Origin of the sequence: Streptomyces sp. NPDC047706 (assembly GCF_043204795.1) — a bacterium.
Lineage (GTDB): Bacteria > Actinomycetota > Actinomycetes > Streptomycetales > Streptomycetaceae > Streptomyces.
In genome coordinates, this window is the sequence record NZ_JBIDCW010000029.1 from 64,245 (window position 1) to 81,641 (window position 17,397).

Consider the following 17,397-nt stretch of genomic DNA (forward strand, 5'->3'; position numbering starts at 1 on the left):
GGGGGGGGGGGGGGGGGGGGGGCCGGGCGGGGGGGGGCCGCCGGGGGGGGGGGGGGGGGGGGGGGGGGGGGGGGGGGGGGGGGGGGCCCCCCCCCCCACCACCTTCTGTCGACAGTTGATCAAGTTCGCGATCTCGGGGCAGGCGGCTTGGTGATCTTCGTCGACCAAGGAGGGCGTCTCACCACCGTGACCACACCCACACGCCGAATACGCCCCCAGGACCGCCGACGGACCTTCGACCTGCGCGCGACGGCCGTGTTCTTCGGCCTTCTCGCGCTCCTGCTGAGCGGCGCCGGCTTCGCCGTCCGTTCGGCGGCCGGTGCCCTGCGGCACCGCCCGGTATGGGTGGTCGTGCTCTGCCTCGTCGTGACAGCGACCGTTCTGGTCCTCCGCAGGCGCACGGCACGGCGCAGGTTCTCCGCGAGGCGGACCGCGCAGCGCGCGGCCGCAGCGCTCGAGGAGGCCACGCACACAGCTCTCGACTCGTTGGAGACGACGGCCGCCCCCATCGCGGTGACACAGACCGCGGCCGGCTCGTTGTCGACCGGTTGCCCGGTGACGCTCGAGCGCCCCGGCGCCGACACCGAAGCGCAGCCATCGGTACCGCTCAATGCCTCCTGGAATGCCGCCGGTTGCGAAGCCGTGGACCACGCGACCGGCCCCACGGTGGCGCCTGAGACGGTGGCACCCGGGGACACCGAGGACACGCTCGACTACGAGGCATTGGACGCCGACGAGTTCGAGCGGGCGATCGCCGGGCTGTGCGAGCGGGACGGATGCTCTTCGGTGGAGGTGGTCGGGGCGCGGGGGACCTCGGCGCCGACGTCCTCGCCGTCACGCCGGACGGACGGCGCGTCGTCATCCAGTGCAAGCGCTACTGCGACAGCAACCGCTGCGGCTCCCAGGAACTGCAGCGCTTCGGCGGCACCTGTTACACCGTCCACGAAGCGGATGTCGCCGTCGTCGTCACGACAAGCGACTTCACTGCCCCGGCCGTCGAGTACGCCGAGCAGAGCGGAATCGTCTGCCTCAACGGCGAGGCCCTTCGGGGCTGGAGCAACGGCATCGGACCGGCTCCCTGGAACGTGGCGCCCCCGGGGCACTGGCACTGAACCCGCCAGGCACGGCCTGCCCGGGCACACTACGCAGGTGCCGACCGCGTGATGGCCACCGCAGAGGATCGCGGCACGTCTGGCCGGGCCGCGCGACGGGGCCGGGGCGCGCCGCCCCTGAGATGTCCCCCATCTGTCCCTGATATGTGTCAGGAATCTTTGACAGGTACCCACGGGTACTGTCAGCTTCTTCTGACAGGTACGACGGGAAGGGGCCACGATGCCCGACGTCCCGCCTCCGGCAGCGACGGGCGACGAATTGCTGAAGGTGCTGTCCGCGCTGGGCAACCCGCACCGGATGCGGATCGTCGCCGCGTTGCTGGAGCGCCGGAACTACGTCAGTGCGCTGGCTCGGGAGATCGGCATCAGCCGCCCGCTGCTCCACATGCATCTGCAGCGCCTGGAAGCGGCGGGACTGGTCGTCGGCACCCTCGAACTCGCCGAGGACGGCAAGTCGATGAAGTACTTCGACGTCACGCCGTTCGCCTACGAGTTGACACCCGATGTCGTGGCCCGCGCGGCCACCACGCTCACCGAGGCCGCGAAGACCGGGGCCGAGAAAGAGGAAGCGAAGTGAATGGGGAACAGGTGACGCTCGCCGAGAGCGCCGACACGTTCGGCGCTCTGGTCGGAGCCGTCGGCGCGGCCGGGGTCTTCACCCTGCTCATCGTGATCGTGTGGCAGGTCGCCGCCACCTGGCGGGCCCGGATGCTGGCCGCGCGGGAGGAGCAGTACAAGGACCTCGCGGCGAGGTACGCCCGGCTCCTGGAGGACACCGTGGAGTTGCAGCGCCGGACGGCCGAGGAGCAGCGGCAGGCTCTGGACGAGCTGACGAAGACCCGGCTCGCGGTGTCCTCGATGGAGAAGATGATGCGCGAGATCGAATAGCGCCGCGCGGGCACCGAGAACAGACGTACGGCCGGGAGCGGCAACTCCCGGCCGTACCGGGAAGAACACACCGTTCGAACACACCAACCCGCACGTCACGGCAGGTCCTCACACCTGCAAGCGCCGTGATGCGGGTCCCGTGCGCCCCGACGCCGGACGTCGAGACGGACCGGCGGCGCGCTTTCCCTACGTGAGGAGACTACTCATGCGTGCACTGCTCCAGCGTGTCGCCCGCGCGCCGGGCGGCCGACGCGGCAAGTGGCTGGTCCTGCTGGCCTGGCTGATCCTCGCCGTCGCCCTCGGTCCCCTGGCCGGCAAGCTAGGCGAGGTCGAGGATTCCGGGCCCAACGCCTTCCTTCCGCGCGGCGCCGAGTCCGCCCGGGTCAACACAGAGCTGCAGAAGTTCCGTACGGACACGGTGATGCCTGCCGTGGTCGTCTATACAGGTGACGGGGACACCCAGGCTGCGGCGGCGGCCGATCGGGGCGCCTTCGCGCGCCATGTGCCCGCGGGCCTGGCGGTCTCCGCGCCGATCCCGTCCGAGGACGGCAAGGCGCTGATGACGGTCGTCCCGCTGAACCTCGACGACGACCTCACCGGCACGGTCGACCGGCTGCGTCAGGTGGCCGGCGCCAACGCGCCGCCCGGAGTGGACGTGCGGGTCGGCGGCCCGGCGGGCTCCCTCACCGACGCGGTGGCGGTCTTCGACGGCCTCGACACGACGCTGCTGCTCGCCACCGGCCTGGTGGTGGCCGTTCTGCTGCTGCTCACCTACCGCAGCCCGGTCCTGTGGCTGCTGCCCCTGCTGTCGGTGGGCTTCGCGGCCGTCCTCACGCAAGCCATCACGTACCTGCTGGCCCGGCACGCCGGACTTCCGGTCGACCCACAGAGCGCGGGCGTGCTCATGGTCCTGGTCTTCGGCGTCGGAACGGACTACGCCCTGCTCCTCATCGCCCGCTACCGCGAGGAGTTGCACCGCCACAAGGACCGTCACGAGGCGATGCGGATCGCGCTGCGCCGCTCGGGTCCCGCCGTACTGGCCTCCGCCGCGACCATCGCGGTCGGCCTGTCCTGCCTGGCGTTCGCCGACATCAACTCCTCCCGCTCGCTGGGGCTGGTCGGCGCGGTCGGTGTCGTGTGCGGCTTGCTCGCGATGGTGACGGTGCTTCCGGCGCTGCTCGTCGTCACGGGCCGCTGGGTGTTCTGGCCGTTCGTCCCGCGCCACGGGACACCCACCCGCCACGCGCGCACGGTCTGGTCCCGGCTCGCGGCCGCGGTCGCCCTGCGCCCGCGCCGGTCCTGGCTGATGTCGGTCGCCGTCACCGGCGTCCTCGCGATCAGCGCGCTGGGCATCACCATGGGCCTGACACAAGCGGAGACGTTCCACACCAAGCCCGAGTCGGTCGTGGCGCAGGAGAGGATCTCGGCACACTATCCCTCGGGCGCCTCCGACCCGGCCGACGTCGTCACTCGCACCGAGCGGGCCGCCGAGGTCAGGGCGGCCGCGGCGGCCGTGGACGGGGTGGCCCGCGTCGAGAACGACACCGAGCACACACCGGACGGCGACCTCACCGCGATGTCCGTGGTGCTGCGGGACGCGCCCGACAGCCGGGCGGCCAAGGAAACGATCGACGAGCTGCGCGAGGCGGTGAACCCGCTCGGCGCCCTGGTCGGCGGCACCACGGCGGAGAGTCTCGACACCCAGCGGGCCGCGGACCGTGACCTGACGACGGTCGTCCCGATCGTGCTCCTGGTCGTCCTTGCCGTCCTGATCGTGCTGCTGCGGGCCCTCGTCGCCCCGCTGTTGCTCCTGGGCACGGTGGTGCTGTCGTACTTCGCGGCACTCGGCGCGTCGAACCTGCTGTTCGAGCACCTGCTCGGCTTCGCGGGTGTCGACTGGTCCCTGCCGCTGATGGGCTTCGTGTTCCTGGTCGCCCTCGGCATCGACTACAACATCTTCCTCATGCACCGCGTGAGGGAGGAGACCGGGCGGCTGGGGCATGAACGGGGCGTCGTGGAAGGCCTGATCAGCACCGGCGGCGTCATCACCTCGGCGGGTGTCGTCCTGGCCGCGACCTTCGCGATCTTCGCGGTGCTGCCGCTGGTGACGATGGCCCAGCTGGGCGTGCTCGTGGGCATCGGCGTCCTGCTGGACACCTTCCTCGTACGGACGGTCCTGGTTCCCGCCCTCGCCCTGGACCTGGGCCGCCGCTTCTGGTGGCCGGGCCGCCTGTCCCGCGCCCTGCCCCGCATCGACGGGGACGGCCCCGTGGGCGCCTCCTGCACGGGGCCGCGGGAACGCCGCCACGAGGTCGCGTAGTGCGATCACGGAACCCGGCAGGCGGCTCTCCTCGGCCTCGGACGGGACGCCACCAGGCCCATCTTTCAGAGCGTCAGGCCGGCTCCGCCGCGGCTCGTCACCTGCGGCCGTGGAGTCCGTGACCGGTGGCGCCGACGCGTGTCACGGCCTCGGCGGGGCCGCCCGCGGACGGGATCGGTCGGCATCCGTTGCCGGAGCGCGGGCGTCGGCGGAAGGACCCGCCGCCCGGAAAGGGCCAGTCATCCGTCGGCGGAGCCGGCCTCGAAGTCCGCCTCGCCGATGGGGCGCATCCCGAAGGCAAGTGGCGGCGGCTGTCGGGACGAGGTCCAGGCACCCGCCGCGGCGGGTGCCCCTTGCCCTCGCGCTCACCCGGAGCCGAGGCACAGCGGAACCTTCGGCTGCGTGTCGGACTTCTTGAAGAACGATGTGAGGCTCTCGCTCTCCGCTTCGACTTTCGCACCGGCCGGCAGGAGCTTGCGAAGCGCCTTGAGCACCTCGGACGAGATCGACAGACCCACCCCTGCGCCGACCTTGGCCTCCAGCTTCGCCGATCTGCAGCGCGCCAGCGGGGCGCCGAACGCCGAGCCGTTGGTCACGCCCGCGTCCACGACGAATTTGGCATAGGGCCCGGCGAACGCCGCGGGGATGCCGAGGCCGAGCTGGAACTTGGCCTCGACCGCGGCGGCGACACCGCTGGCGCCCACGGAGACCCCGCTGATCGAGTCCATGATGGACTTCTCCACGGTCATGCTCGGTGTCACCGTCCTGCCGTCGACGATGCCGAGCGGGCCGTCCAGCCGCCACCGACCGCCCGCGGTCACGGTCGTGTTGTCGCCGCTCAGCGCGGTGGCGACGACGAACTTCCAGCTGTTGCTGTACATCAGCGGCTCGCCCGGCAGCACGGGAACCGTCAGCTCGACGGGGATCTCCACCCGGATCCTCTTGTTGTTGTCCGCACCGTCGGCGGCCCCCGCGGCGATGTCGAGGGAGAAGGCGTCGACTCCCTCGACCACGAAGGTGGAGCCGGACCCGAGCCTGCCGTTCGCTATCGAGACGTCGGAACGGACGCGCAGGTCGCCGGTGTGCAGCGCGAAGTCGATGAACAGCTTGAGGCCGGCGCCGACCTCGTGAACGATCTTCAGTCCCAGTTCTCCCGGTGATGCCACCGGCTGCACCTCCCAGTCCCCGTAGCTCCAGGTGACGTTGTCCTCCCGGGCGGGCGGCAGGCCGGCCCCGTCGGCCGACGCGATCCGGGGCCGTCCCACGGTGACGACCGCACCCGACCGCCGGGACGTGAAGGCGGGTCGTGCCAGGGAGGAGGCCGGGTCGGTCGAGGGGGACGCCGCGCCCTCGCCGCCCGGCGGGACCGAAACGGCCCCGGGACGGTCCGGTACCTCCTGGTACAGCGTCTCGCTCTGCTCGATCCTGCGGTCGGTGTGGAAGCGCGCGTCGCGGAAGACCTCGGTGAGCGTGACCGGCGCCAGCGTCACGGCGAGATCGTCGCCTGCCGGCCGCACCTCTACGACCCGCCCGGCCGCCCTGCTGCTGGCGTACATGACCTTGCCGACCTCGATGCCGGCCGCGCCGCCCGCCTGCCCGTCGATCGTCCAGGTCAACCCGTCCGCGCCGGCGGACCGGATGGCTCCCGGGCCGCCCTCGATCAGGACCACGTCCGGCTGGTAGGTGACCGACCCGTCCTCGACCGGTCCGGCTCCGTACGTCAGGGCGGCGGCGGTGGCGTCCTCGCCCTCCGGCATGTTTCCCGTGGCGGCCGGTGGCTCGCGGTCCTGCCCGGTGCCGTCGGCGGCCGAAGTGCAGCCGGCCAGCATCGCGAGGGCGAGAAGGGCTCCAGCCACGGCGGCGACGCGCCCGTGCGGAGTCCACCGGGTGTCCCACCGTCCCCCGGCGACGATCGGCGCCCGCAGCGCCTGGTCCCTTGTCACAGCCGCTCCGCGACGTTGCGTGCCAGCTCCTGGAGCGGCTCACGGTTCTCCGCGGGATCGTTGAGACGGACCAGCCGGATCGCCACCCAGGTGGTGGACTTGCGGAAGAAGACCGCGTTGTCCTCGGCGTACGCCTCGTCCCCCACGCCGGTGACCGGCGTGAACTTGTGCCCCAGCTCGCGGTCGATGTCGTAGAACTTCTTGGCGCCGTCGCCGAGATAGATCTCCACCTGGGCCGACGGGCCGGTGACCGGCCCGTTGTACGTGCATCCCGGACTGGTCCCGGGATGCTCGACGCCCGCCTCGAGCGGCGTCTTCACCACCGCCTCCGCGTCCTCCTTCGGCAAGAGCTCGCAGGCCTTCACCGCCGTCCCTGCCGGTGTGTCGCCGGGAGCCTGGGGACTCGACGGCTCGGCGTCGGCGGGGGATGCGGGTGCGGTCGCTGTCGCCGTGACCGTGACGGTGGCATCGGGGACCGGGGCGCCCTGGGCACACCCGGTCACCGCGGCCAGCGACAGGGCGACGGCCGTCACCGTGCGGCGCATGACGGATTCACCCCCTCTCAGATCCGGTCGCGGAGCAGACCGACCAGCTTGACTGCGGTCGACCGGTCGTCACCTTCCGGACCGGTGACGACCTGGACCTGACAGTCGCGATCGCCCGCGGCGAAGCGGGCGATGCCGCCGCCGAGGAAGCGGATCCCGTCGGGCCCGGGCTCGCTGACGACGCCGGGTTCGTCCTTGATCTCCCCCGAAGCGGCGGTACCGGGTCCGCCGACGCTCACGGTGACCGAGTGGTAGGTGTCCGGGTTCTCCCAGCCACACACGCTGTCGCCCACCCCGGAGGTGGGCCGGCCGCCGTCGTTCCTGCCGATGATCGGCGTGACCTCATCGGGCTTGAGCAGGGTGCAGGCGTCGATCTCCGTGCTCTCCCCGCCGCCGGCCGTCGTGGCGGCGGCGGAAGACCGGCCGCCGGAGTCCTTGTCGCCGGAGGCCGGCGCGGCCGGAGAGGAGTCGCAGGCCGAGGCCGCCAGGGCCAAGGACACGATCAAGAGTGTTGTCAGGGTAGTGCGCTTCACTTCTGTTCCCCCCATGGGCAAAGCAGTACAGCCGGGTTGACGCGGTGGCCCGGCCAGCCGACCTCCGCCATGGCCTCGGCCACGACATCGGCGTCCGGGCCCTCGACGATCGCCAGCACGACCTCGTCGGCGGGCAGACGCACCGCGGCGACCAGGCGTACCCCCGGGGCGGTCGGCGAGGGCGGTCGCCCCGCGGAGCCGCCACCGGAGTCGTCGTAGCGCTCCACCGCGAAGACTGGCCTGGTCACGACAGTGACGCTAGGCCGTTCAAGAGGGGCGTCGAATCGGGTGTTTCCCTATCCGTCCCGCCTTCCGTCACGCCGTCCATGGCGCGGCATCCCCTCGCGCTGCTCACGGCAGCGCCGGGTGTGGCTGGTGTGGCGGGCCGTGGTGGGAACGGCCGACCAAGCGGGGAAGGGCCCGGCGCCATGGCGGACGACGACCGGTGACCTGGAGGACGGATGTTCTCCCGCCGGAACGAAGGGTCCCTACCTGTCCGTCTCGCCGCGCCGTGCCATCGCCGCGCCGAGCTCGGCCCGGCTGGCGATCCCGAGCTTGTGGTAGACCCGGGCGAGATTCGCCTCGACGGTCTTCGGGCTGATGAACAACGCGTCCGCGATGGCGCGGTTGGTCTGTCCCCGCGCGGCCAGGTGGGCCACCCGCTGCTCCGTGGCGGTCAACTCCCGTGAGGACGGCGTCCGGCCGGCGCCGATCCGCGCGAGTTCGGCCCTGGCGCGGCGTTCGAACGCGGCCGCGCCGATCGCGGCGAACTCGGCGACCGCCTCCTCCAGTGCGCTGCGCGCGAGACGCCTGCGCTTGGCCCGCCGCTGGACCACGCCCGCCACCAGCAGGCAGCGGGCTCGATCCAGCGGAAGCAGGTGCGGGGGCACCGCCGCCCTGGCCTCCTCCAGTCTGCCGACCGCTTCGGCGGCGTCCCCGCCTTCGGCGGCGGCCAGCAGCGCTCTGCTGCGCGCGAGACCCAGTGTCGTCCACGGCCTGGGCAGGCGCTCATGGCGCTCGACGAGCCGGTCGAGCACGCGGCGGGCGGTCGCCAGGTCACCGACGGCGGCACACGCCTCGATCCAGTCCGGCTCGAACCGCTGCGACAGCGGCTCCGCGAGCCCCGCCGCGTCCGCCTCGGCGGCCAGCGCGCGATACGTCTCTGCCGCGTCGTCCGCGCGCCCGTCGGACAGGGCGGTGAAAGCGGCGAGTCCGAGATGGATGCGGCGTGCCCACGGGTCGTCGACCGCCTCCGCGCGGCGCAGCCCCGCTTCGGCCACCTTGCGGGCCCGCTCCACGTCGCCCCTGTGCGCGTCGACCTGACCGGCCAGCATGGTCTCTCCCACGAGCCCGGTGCCCAGTTGCTCCCCCAGCTCCCGGGCCGCCGTGATCGTGCGGGCGGCGTCGTCGTACCGGCCGGCCACCAGTTCCGTCTCGCCGAGGTGGCACAGCAGTTCGTGCTGCCACGGTTCGTCGCCGAGCGCGGTCGCCTGGTCGAGCATGTCGTGCAACCGGGTCCTGGCCAGGTCGTGCTCGTCGATGGACCTCCACCAGACCGCGGGGATGGTGCCGGCCAGCCACGACGGGCGGTTCTCCTCCAGTGCCAGGGCGCGGTCCAGCAGCTCAAGCCGCGGTGAGTGACCACTGCGGATCTCGTTGTAGAAGAGCTGCAGCATGGATCCTGACAGCAACTCGGCATCCCCGGGTGCCGTGTCGGCGAGGAGCTTGCAGGCGGCCTCCGCATGGCGCCGGGCTCGTTCGGGCGAGTCGTGGAACATGCTCAGATAGGCATGGATACGGCCGGCCAGCGGTGAGGCGGCCGAGGCCGCGGCCAGCGCCCGCTCGCCCGTCTCAGCCGGGACGGCGAGCGGTTCGTCGGCGCTCCAGGCGACCTCCGCCCGCAGCAGCAGCGCCTCCGCCAGCCGGTCGCCGCTGCTCTCCTCGGCGACCTGGTCAGCCGCCGTCGCCGCTGCCCGGTAGTCGCCGCTGTCATAGAGGCAGCGGGCCGCTGCCAGCCGGCGGCGGCCCTGATCCGCCGGGGAGTCGGGCGGCGTCAGCCGTGCCGCCTGCCCGTAGAGACCTGCGGCGATCTGCGGGGCGCCACGGCGCCGCTGCCGTCCGGCCGCCGCCTCGAGTTCGGCGGCGACCGCGGCGTCCGGTGCCGTCGCGCACTGGGCGAGCTGGCGCGCCCGCTCGTCCGGATCGGCGACGACGTCGGCCAGCCGACGGTGCAGCCTGCGACGTAACCCCGCCGCCATACCGGCGCGGACCGCGGCGGCGTAGAGCGGGTGGCTGAAGTGCACCGTGCTCTCCGTGACCGACAGCAGCCGGGCGTCCTCGGCCGCGTCGAGGTCACTGAGGTCCACCCCGGCGGCCTGCAGATCACGCAGATTCGCCACGGACAGCAGAGCGGCGAGCCGGATGGCTTCCCGGCACGCCGCCCGCAGCGCGCTCACCCTGTCCGCCAGCATGCTGGTCATCGTGGCCGGGAACGGCAGGTCCTCGGCGGGTGACGGCAACTGGGGCAACCGCAGCACGGCGCGCGCCAGTTCCATCGCCAGCAGCGGGTTCCCTCCGCAGTCGCGGACGATGCGCGACAGCAGCGGACGGCTGAACGTCACCTCCAGCCGGTCGCGCAGTACGTGGTGCAGCGCCCCCGCGCCCAGTGGTCCCACCTCGATCCGGCACAGGGGGACGGCCAGGCGATCCAGGTCCAGCGGTGTCCGTGTGGCGGCCTCGCTGCGGGCACTGACCAGGATGGCCCAGCCGTTGATCCGGCGCAGGGCGTAGTTCAACGCCCGCTCGCTGGCGGGGTCCAGCCACGGCGCGTCGTCCACGGCGACGACGACCCGGGGGTTCGAGGCCGCGGCAGCGTCGAGCAGGGACCGCGTCGCCGCGGCGAGTGCCCGCTCGTCCACGGCGTCGCCGACGCTCGCGGTGAGCAACGCCGCCTCGGCCGCGGCCCGTTGCGGGCCGGGCAGATCGGCCACCTGGGCGGCGAGTGGCCGCAGCAGGTCGGCCAGGGCTGCCAGCGCCAGGGAGGACTCCGACTCCGCCGGCGCGCACGTCAGCACCAGCCAGCCCGCTTGCCGTGCCCGGCCCAGAAGTTCGCGCCACAGGACGCTCTTGCCTATCCCGGCCGGCCCGGTGAGCAGCACCGGCTCACTCCGGACGAGTGCCCCCCACGCCTGCTCCAGCACGGCGTCCCGACCGAACACCAAAGCCACGGGCCCAGCATAGTGTCTGAATACGTACTACTGCTCGACGAATCGTCGTGCCGGGCCCGCGTTCCGCGGCATGGAGGTCACCTGGTTCCGGGACGAGGCGTCAAGCGGGCGCTGACGCCTGCCCGTCTCGCGCGGTCGGTGTTCGTGCGGTGCGTGACGCCGGGCCGCCCCCGCGGCCGGGGAGCTCGCAGCCGGCGCGTGAGGCCGCGGTCAGGTCAGGTCAGGTCAGGTCACCGCCGGGTGCGTCAGCTCGACAGTTCCAGGAGGCGTCGCATCAGCTGCTGTTCCTTCTCGGCGGTCTCGTGAACGATCTTCGACGCGCTGTGGAGGGATTCCCGGGACGACGAGACTCCCGCCTCGTGCAGCAGTCCGGCCACCTCGGTCCATTTCTTCGACACCTCGCGGTAGGCGTCCGAGGTCTCCTGGAATTCGTCGATTTTCGTGATCTCCGCGGTCTCCGCCAGGAATTCGGCCCACATCTTGCGGAACAGACCCCCGCCCGTTCCCGCATCCTCCATGATCGTGTGAATCTCGGAGAGGCTGTCTGCGGGTGACTCGAGGTCGTCGAGCCACTGCGGCATCAAGTCGGCGACTTTGTGCATGCCCTTGTACCCGAAGTTGGAAATCGGCGGGTTCAGAAAGTTCTCCGCCGCCGTTTTGATGCCTTTGCGGGCCGCTTTCCCCAGATCCGGAAGGCCGCCCTTCGGGAGGCCGAGGGTGAAGGCGCGGTTGCGCGAACTCATCGGGCCGCGGGGGTTCCGCGCGATCGCGAGGGATTCGCCGGAGGCCCATTGCAGGCCGAGCGGCCGGGTCTCGACCAGAGCGAAACGGTCGTCGTCGTCGTATCCGACGCAGGCGACGTAGTGTGCCGCGAACCGGAAGTCGTCGGTGGAGTAGTCGAGGCAATAGCGGTCGAGCTTGAGTCCGACGACGGTTCCGGAATCAAGCTCGGCCAGCAGATGATCCTTCGCCCGCTTCGCCGATGACGTCTCGTGAACGGACAGCCGGAGTTTCAGCGTATTCGCGAGATTCTCCGTGAGCGTATCGGGCTTGATGCGGCCTCCGACGAACGGAGTCGGCATCTGCTTCGTCCGCCAGTAGATGAACGAAAGGCCGCCGGCGAGCCCGAAGACGAGGGGCTCCGACAAGTCGAGCTCTCGCTGCCGCAACAGATTCACGAGTGTGGTCGACTCGCAGTGTTCACCGACGTACGGATCTGCTTCTAAAAGCGACACCTGTTCACGTCTCCCTTCCATCGCGTAGAGCGTAGCGCAACCTTCTGCAGTTCGATTGCGGACGCCAAGATCAGGAAGACGTTCCCGCGCTCACATTCGCGACACCAGGAAGTTGCCGAGGAACAGGTGATCCATTTCCGTTTTGAGGAAGCAGGACAGAGCGTCCGCGGGCGAGCAGACGATGGGTTCGCCGGCGACGTTGAACGAGGTGTTGATCAGGCAGGGAATCCCGGTCAGCTCGTTGAACTCACGCAGCAGCCGGGCGAGCAGGGGGTTGCTCTCCTCGGTGACCGTCTGGATCCGTGAGGTACCGTCGACGTGACAGGCGCCCTGGATCATGTCCTGGTACTCGGGCCGCACCGGAACCACGAACGTCATGTAGGGCGAGGACTTCTTCTTGCCGAGTTCGAAGACCTTGGGCGCGAGGTGCTCCAGCACCACGGGGGCGAAGGGGCGGAACTGCTCGCGGTGCTTGATGCGTTCGTTGATGATGTCCTTGATGTCGGGGAACTTCGGGTTGGCGAGGATGCTGCGGTTGCCCAGGGCACGCGGCCCGTACTCCATGCGCCCCTGGAACCACCCGATGACGCATCGCTCCCGCATCAGTGTCGCGGCCTGTCCCGGCACGTCCCCGGGGTCCAGTTCGCGCCAGACGACCTGGCCGGCGTACTGCTGGAGGGCTGCCCGCATGTCCCGCTCGTCATAGCTCGGGCCCAGGTACGGCGACGGGCTGATCCGGGGCGGTGCACCGGCCTGTCCGCAGGCGAACAGAGCCGCCCCGATGGCGACGCCGACGTCGCTGGCGCCGAAGCTGACATCCATGTCGGTGAAGCGTGAACGTTCCAGCAGCTTGCTGTTGTTGACGCAGTTCAGGGCGAGTCCCCCCTCGAAGAGGACGCGGGGGAGGTCGCTGCGGCTCTCAAGCGCCCGGATCTGGCCGGCGGTCACCGTCTCGAGCATGTGCTGTGCGGCACTGGCCACACGTACCCGGTAGTCGAACTCCTCGCGGCACTGCTCGTCTCCGCCGAAGATGCGGTCGAAGAGTTGGTAGTAGGCGGGTACGGCGTTCGCCGGGTAGGGAGTCCTGTAAGTGCCGTCCGGGCACACCTCGACCACGTGCTCGAGGAACGGGTTCGGCTCGGGCGGCGCAGCGTATCCGGCCAGTCCCATGACCTTGTACTCGTCGTTGTTCGGCACGAATCCGAGGTAGCGCGTCACCACGGAGAAGAGCATCGCCAGCGAGTGCCGGGAGTCGATCGTCATGTCGTCGAAGATCTTCACCTCGCCGTCGCGCACCTCACCCGTGATCGACGACAGCCATTCGGCACGACCGTCGCTGACCAGGAATGCCGCGTCCCCACCGCCCGAGAGGTGGTACCCCGTCATCAGATGCGCGAGGTGATGCGGGACCCGCACCAGCTTCTCCGGGTTCAGCCGGTGGCCCGTGTGCTCAAGGAAGTCGGCTTCGGTCGCGGCCTCGCTGAACATCGCCGCATGCGTTTCCGCCAGCCGCTGCAGGCGCGCGAACTTCTGCTCGACGGACGCCGCCGGATCCTCGGTGATCTCGGCGATCATCTTGTTCACCACGTCCTGGGAGAACTGCCAGGAGAAGGCGAAGGTGTCGACGTCGTCGAAGGATATCCCGGCCGATTCCAGGCACCAGCGCATCGCGCCCGCCGGGAAGCTCGACGTCTTCTTCTCCCGATTGAGCCGTTCCTCCTCGACGGCGGCGACCAGTTTCCCGTCGACGACGAGGGCGGCGGACGAGTCATGGCCGTACAGCAGGTGCCGGTCGATGCCGGTGGCACGGAAGAGGCGTCCGAAGATTTCCGCGGACTTGCCGAACCCGTTGTAGCCCAGAACGATCATGAGGAGCTCCTTCCGCTATGGCCAGATCGTGAGGTAGTCCGAGATCACGGCAGACCGCCGGAAGCCCGGATCGAGGACCGCGCCGGTCAGATCAGCCCCGCTGAGGTCGGCGCCGTCCAGGTTCGCGCCCACGAGGCGGCAGCCGTTCAGCTCGGCCAGGATGAGGTACGCCTCGCACAGATCGGCGCCTTCCAGGTTCGCGCCCCGCAGATCCGCGGAGATCAGATACGACTCGGTCAGCACGGCGTCGGTGAAGTCGGCGTCGGCGAGTTCGGCGCCCTGAAGGTCGGCGCCGTGCAGGACCGCCTTGCGCAGGTCGGGCCGGAAGGGGCCCTGCGCCCGGCGCAGGCGGGCGTGCTCGTTCCAGCGTCGGGGCCCTTGGAGCAGTACGGTCTCGTCCTCGGTGGGCATGTCCGGACCTCGCGTCTACAGAGGGGTGAGCGCGCTCAGCGCCCGCTTCTCGACGTCCATCGCGGAGCGTGCCGTGTCCGCCACGGCGTCCACGAGCGCCTTGAGATCGCCGCGCGCGGTGAGGGTCCCCGCTGCCAGCAGTGCCGATCCCAGGTTCGACCACAGCCGGCCGCTGTCGAGGAACTGTCCGGCCGCCTCGGCGTAGCGTGCCTCGCCGGTGCTGCCGGCGACGCTCTGCAGATAGCGGCCGATCATCGGGCGGAACAGCCCGCCGCCGGTGCCGAAGGACTCGATCTGCCGTCCCAGATGGAGCAGCTGACGCGCCAGCGCGTCCGTCCGCACCACCTGGCCGGCCAGGTCCACGTCCTCGACCTCACCGTGTTTGGACTGCGGCCAGGACGCCGCCGTCGTGGCCAGCAGCTTCATCCCCGGGATTCCCAGGTTCCGGCTGCCCGGCTTGAGGACCTCGCGACACAGGGTGCGTACGGCCACGGGACCGACGCGGTCCAGCTGCGGGGTCCGTCGCGGCGCGCCGAAGACGTACACCTTCCAGTCCGGGTTGAGCGGCGGCGAGTTGCGGCTGGACCGGGCCGCCTGCAGCTCGGCCGTACTCACCCGGACGGGTTCGTCGAACGCCGGATCCGACACTTCGAACGCGTCGTCCCCGAGGGGGCGGACCACGTTGACGAAGTACCCGCCGAAGGAGGAGCGCCCCTTGAGACCCCAGTACGGAAGCAGGCCGAGGTCCACCCGGGCCATGACGGCCGGCGCCGACTCGAGCAGCCTGGCCAGGCCCGCCCCGGACTTCGGCGTGTGCGTGACGACCTCGACACCCATCAGCCGCGACGCCCTGAGCGGCATGATCGCCTGCTTGCCGACGACGATGTCCGGCGCGTCACCGTTCGCCGGGAAGAACGAGAAGCCGAAGCCCCCGTCGAGCCCGAACACGATGTCCTCGTCCGCCTCGTATCCACCGGCCGCGAGTACGGCGCACTGGCAGGCCGACTCGCAGTGGATGCCGCGGCGGTGGACGTAGCGGCCGGTCGCGTTCATCACTCACCCCTGTCCCAGTTCCATCAAGGACCGGCGCAGCCGCGGGTCCATCTTCTCCACCGCGTACCGGAACGTGTCGCGGGGCATCTCGGTGTGCCAGGTGCGCAGGAACTCGGCCACCTCGTGGGGATGGACCTCGGCGGTGACCTTGAGCAGCCAGCCCGAGCCCTTCTGCACGTAGACGTCTTCGTCGTGCATCAGCCGGGCGCAGTTGCCGAAGACGTGCGCCGTCGGCAGCTCGAAGACCGTCCGGCCCACCTTGCGCCGGACGAACTTCACGACAGCCACGTTCGCCGCGCGCCTGACCCACGGGGAGGCGGATCCGGTCCAGCGCCGGGTTCGCGGGATCAGCTCCAGGTGCCCGAGGAAGAACGGATACAGCAGCTTCAGGCACATGTCGTCGCACTGCGCCCAGTTGGAGACGTACGTCTGGAGCCAGTGCTCGCAGCGGTCCAGCAGTTCGTCGCCGAGCCCCGTCCTGGCGACCTTGTGCAGGACCGCGAAACCCAGGAGCACCTCCTCGTGGTACTCGGCGCGCGCCAGCACCTCCTCGGCCAGGAGCAGCCGCGCCGCCGCGGGGGTGTCGCGCCGCTCGCGGAAGTAGTCGGTGGCGATCTCGGTGACCGCGGCGTTGCTGACCCCCAGGGCCCGGATCTCGTGCGGGAAGTACCGCCGCATGCGCACCGCGAAGTCCGGGTCGGCCCTGGCCGCGAGGGTCTTCGCCAGTTCGCCGGCGGCGGCGTGAACATTGGTCACGGGGCGCCGATCGTGAGTTTGAGCGGCTGGGTGGGCAGCGGCTTCGGTGCGCGTTCCAGCCGGGGCTTGCCTTGCATGACGTACTCGTACTCCTGTTTCATGTCGGCCACGGCCTGGATGGTGTCCTTCGAACGGTCCGTCAGGTTCTGTCCGCCCAGGCCCCACCACAGGTACCAGTTCTTGTGGCTGAGGTAGGAGTTGCGGACGAAGTCGAGCGTGTCCCGGTCTTCGAGGATCGCCGGCTCCACGTAGAAGGCGGGGACGAAGGTGCCCTGCCCCTCCTCGAGGATCCCGGCCTTGACGGCCTGGCGCTGCAGCTTGGTGCCGCTGAGGATCCGGATGCCGAGGTTGGCGTAGATCTGGGCCGGGTTGAGGTAGCGCTCGGTGAAGCGGATCGACTCCCTGAGCGCTTCCGGGGTCTCCCCCGGGCCGCCGAGGAAGATGCAGTGGGTGTGCTCGATCGGGCTGGCCGTGAACAGGCGGTCGATCTCCAGGACCCGTGCCATGTCGAAGCCCTTCATCAGATCCGCCAGGGCCTCGTCGGTGAGCGCGTCGGTACCGAGGTCCACCCGGATGCAGCCCGCCGCGTGCAGCAGATCGACGAACTCCGGGGTCACCGCGTTCGGCGTCAACTGGCAGTACCAGGGCACGTCGAGCTTGGCGCGGATCATCTCCTCGCACACCTCTGCCGCGTACTCCATCGGGTAGTTGAAGGTCGCGTCGACGATCTCGAACTCCCGCACGGCCGGGTTCTCCGCCATCGCCCGCTGGATCTCGGCGACGACCTCGGCCGGCTCCTTGAACCGGTCCCCCTTGCCCTCGGTCTTGCGGATGATGCAGTAGGAGCAGAACAGCTTGCAGCCCCGCTTGGTCTGCAGGGTCTCGATGGCCGGCTGGTGATCGCGGCTGAGGTCGGAGGCCGCCGAGACGCCCTCCTCGAAGTACCGGGGGTCGTACACGGACCGGTCGGGCTCCAGCGCGCCCAGGTCGAACGCCTGGCTCGACTGGTTCTGGCAGAACTTCCCGTTCTCGTCGAGGTAGCACAGTCCGGATATCGACTCCAGCCGCCCACCGGACTCGAGGTAGTCCAGCAGCTGCACGATGCCGGCTTCGCCCTCACCCGCGATGCCGTAGTCCGGCCGGGCGTACTCGAAGAACGACAGCGGCTCGACCGAGAAGCCCGATCCGCCGAGGACGACCTTGGCGCTGGTGTACTTGCGTACACACTGGACGATCTTCTCGGTCATCGGGCCGAAGAAGACCGGGTCGATGAACGTCAGGTTGTCCAGGTTCCGCACGGCGACGCCGACCACGTCGTACGTCTCGGTGGTCAGCTTCTCCCGGACCGCCTTGAGCTCGCGGGACTCCCAGAGCAGGTCCAGGACGTCGACGTGGTGCCCGGCGTGCTTGAGCGCGGCGCTGATGTAGGCCATGCCGATGGGCAGCGCCGGCCGCGGCACCCGGATCTTGTTGGTGGAGATGAGCAGTACGCGCATGGGCCTTCA

14 protein-coding genes and 1 pseudogene are annotated in these 17,397 nt (G+C 70.5%); 4 read left to right on the plus strand and 11 right to left on the minus strand.

What is annotated here, in order from left to right:
• Window positions 1–186 precede the first annotated feature (186 nt).
• From ACGF8A_RS28800 to ACGF8A_RS28815, 4 genes and pseudogenes are all read left to right on the plus strand, one after another.
• Window positions 187–1,112, plus strand: a pseudogene (locus ACGF8A_RS28800) (restriction endonuclease).
• Window positions 1,113–1,332: 220 nt separating this feature from the next.
• Window positions 1,333–1,689 (plus strand): ArsR/SmtB family transcription factor, encoded by a 357-nt coding sequence (locus tag ACGF8A_RS28805; RefSeq protein ID WP_393113126.1) that lies wholly within the window; start codon window positions 1,333–1,335, stop codon window positions 1,687–1,689.
• Window positions 1,686–2,000, plus strand: a complete 315-nt coding sequence (locus ACGF8A_RS28810; protein WP_393113127.1) for a hypothetical protein — start codon at window positions 1,686–1,688, stop codon at window positions 1,998–2,000. The genes ACGF8A_RS28805 and ACGF8A_RS28810 overlap by 4 nt, the downstream gene beginning before the upstream one ends.
• Window positions 2,001–2,205: 205 nt before the next feature.
• A complete protein-coding gene (locus tag ACGF8A_RS28815; protein ID WP_393113128.1) occupies window positions 2,206–4,320 on the plus strand; it encodes an MMPL family transporter in 2,115 nt (704 codons plus the stop codon).
• Between the two features lie 365 nt (window positions 4,321–4,685).
• Here ACGF8A_RS28815 and ACGF8A_RS28820 read toward each other — a convergent pair whose 3' ends face one another.
• The 11 genes from ACGF8A_RS28820 to ACGF8A_RS28870 all read right to left on the minus strand — a co-directional run bounded on the left by ACGF8A_RS28820 (window position 4,686) and on the right by ACGF8A_RS28870 (window position 17,388).
• Window positions 4,686–6,263, minus strand: coding sequence for a hypothetical protein (locus ACGF8A_RS28820; RefSeq protein WP_393113129.1), 1,578 nt, complete (start codon window positions 6,261–6,263; stop codon window positions 4,686–4,688).
• On the minus strand, window positions 6,260–6,808 hold the full coding sequence (locus ACGF8A_RS28825) for a DUF3558 family protein (protein WP_393113130.1): 549 nt from the start codon (window positions 6,806–6,808) through the stop codon (window positions 6,260–6,262). The genes ACGF8A_RS28820 and ACGF8A_RS28825 overlap by 4 nt, the downstream gene beginning before the upstream one ends.
• A 17-nt stretch (window positions 6,809–6,825) precedes the next feature.
• Window positions 6,826–7,308 (minus strand): hypothetical protein, encoded by a 483-nt coding sequence (locus ACGF8A_RS28830; protein WP_393113131.1) that lies wholly within the window; start codon window positions 7,306–7,308, stop codon window positions 6,826–6,828.
• A gap of 29 nt (window positions 7,309–7,337) precedes the next feature.
• Entirely contained in the window at window positions 7,338–7,589 is a 252-nt protein-coding gene (locus ACGF8A_RS28835; protein ID WP_393113132.1) for a hypothetical protein, read from the minus strand.
• Window positions 7,590–7,829: 240 nt separating this feature from the next.
• Window positions 7,830–10,568: an AAA family ATPase gene (locus ACGF8A_RS28840; RefSeq protein ID WP_393113133.1), complete on the minus strand. Its 2,739-nt coding sequence runs from the start codon at window positions 10,566–10,568 to the stop codon at window positions 7,830–7,832.
• Window positions 10,569–10,813: 245 nt separating this feature from the next.
• Window positions 10,814–11,824 carry a BtrH N-terminal domain-containing protein gene (locus ACGF8A_RS28845; RefSeq protein ID WP_393113134.1) on the minus strand — a complete coding sequence of 337 codons (1,011 nt, stop codon included), beginning with the start codon at window positions 11,822–11,824 and terminating at the stop codon, window positions 10,814–10,816.
• Between the two features lie 69 nt (window positions 11,825–11,893).
• Window positions 11,894–13,672 (minus strand): carbamoyltransferase, encoded by a 1,779-nt coding sequence (locus ACGF8A_RS28850; RefSeq protein WP_393113135.1) that lies wholly within the window; start codon window positions 13,670–13,672, stop codon window positions 11,894–11,896.
• A gap of 15 nt (window positions 13,673–13,687) precedes the next feature.
• A complete protein-coding gene (locus tag ACGF8A_RS28855; RefSeq protein ID WP_393113136.1) occupies window positions 13,688–14,083 on the minus strand; it encodes a pentapeptide repeat-containing protein in 396 nt (131 codons plus the stop codon).
• A gap of 15 nt (window positions 14,084–14,098) precedes the next feature.
• Window positions 14,099–15,136, minus strand: a complete 1,038-nt coding sequence (locus ACGF8A_RS28860) for a DUF4872 domain-containing protein (protein WP_393113137.1) — start codon at window positions 15,134–15,136, stop codon at window positions 14,099–14,101.
• A 3-nt stretch (window positions 15,137–15,139) separates the two neighbouring features.
• The gene (locus tag ACGF8A_RS28865; protein ID WP_393113138.1) at window positions 15,140–15,892 is read right to left on the minus strand and encodes a DNA alkylation repair protein; all 753 of its coding nucleotides are present in this window, start codon (window positions 15,890–15,892) and stop codon (window positions 15,140–15,142) included.
• Complete coding sequence (locus tag ACGF8A_RS28870; RefSeq protein ID WP_393113139.1) at window positions 15,889–17,388, minus strand: B12-binding domain-containing radical SAM protein; 1,500 nt, start codon at window positions 17,386–17,388, stop codon at window positions 15,889–15,891. The genes ACGF8A_RS28865 and ACGF8A_RS28870 overlap by 4 nt, the downstream gene beginning before the upstream one ends.
• Between the last annotated feature and the right edge of the window lie 9 nt (window positions 17,389–17,397).